General features: G+C 36.5%; 1 protein-coding gene and 1 tRNA gene. Both read right to left on the reverse strand.

Annotated features, from left to right (window positions below):
* Window positions 1-23 precede the first annotated feature (23 nt).
* Window positions 24-99, reverse strand: a tRNA-Trp gene (locus AMN81_RS00015).
* Window positions 100-109: 10 nt separating this feature from the next.
* On the reverse strand, window positions 110-1,027 hold a 918-nt coding region (gene tuf / locus AMN81_RS00020), incomplete at its 5' end, for an elongation factor Tu (protein ID WP_072090120.1).

Consider the following 1,027-nt stretch of genomic DNA (forward strand, 5'->3'; position numbering starts at 1 on the left):
TCTCATAATTTTACCACTCAAATTGGCAGGAGCGGAGGGACTCGAACCCTCAGCCTCCGGTTTTGGAGACCGGCGCTCTACCAATTGAGCTACACTCCTATTTATAGAGTTACTCTATAATTTTAGTTACTACTCCTGCTCCAACAGTTCTTCCACCTTCTCTGATTGCAAAGTTTAATTTTTCTGCCATTGCAATAGGTGTAATTAGTTTAACAGTGAATTTAGCATCATCACCTGGCATAACCATTTCAGTACCAGCTGGTAATTCAACTTCACCTGTAACGTCTGTTGTTCTAAAATAAAACTGTGGTCTGTACTTAGTAAAAAATGGAGTATGTCTTCCACCTTCATCTTTTTTAAGTACATACGCTTGAGCTTCAAATTTAGTATGCGGAGTAATTGAACCAGGCTTACAAAGAACTTGACCTCTTTCGATATCAGTTCTTTCAATACCTCTCAATAAAATTCCAACATTATCACCAGCTTCACCTGAATCTAATAGTTTTCTAAACATTTCAACTCCAGTACAAACTGATTTTTTAGTTTCTTTAATTCCAACTATTTCAACTTCTTCTCCTGTTTTAATTACACCAGACTCAACTCTACCTGTTGCAACAGTTCCTCTTCCAGAAATTGAGAACACGTCTTCTATTGGCATCAAAAATGGTTTATCAACTTCTCTAGCAGGTTGCGGGATGTGTTCATCAACAGCTTTCATTAATTCTAAAATTGAATTCTTTCCAATTTCATCATCTCTACCTTCAACTGCTGCTAAAGCTGAACCTTTAACGATTGGTGTTTTATCACCTGGATATTTATATGAAGTTAAAAGTTCTCTAATTTCTTCTTCTACAAGATCAATCATTTCTTTGTCATCAACTTGGTCCACTTTATTTAAGTAAACAACAATTGCAGGAATACCAACTTGTCTTCCTAAAAGAATGTGTTCTCTTGTTTGTGGCATTGGACCATCAGCTGCATTTACAACTAAAATAGCTCCATCCATTTGTGCAGCACCAGTGATCAT

The sequence above is a fragment of the Candidatus Pelagibacter communis genome (assembly GCF_001179845.1).
Taxonomy (GTDB): domain Bacteria; phylum Pseudomonadota; class Alphaproteobacteria; order Pelagibacterales; family Pelagibacteraceae; genus Pelagibacter; species Pelagibacter ubique_Q.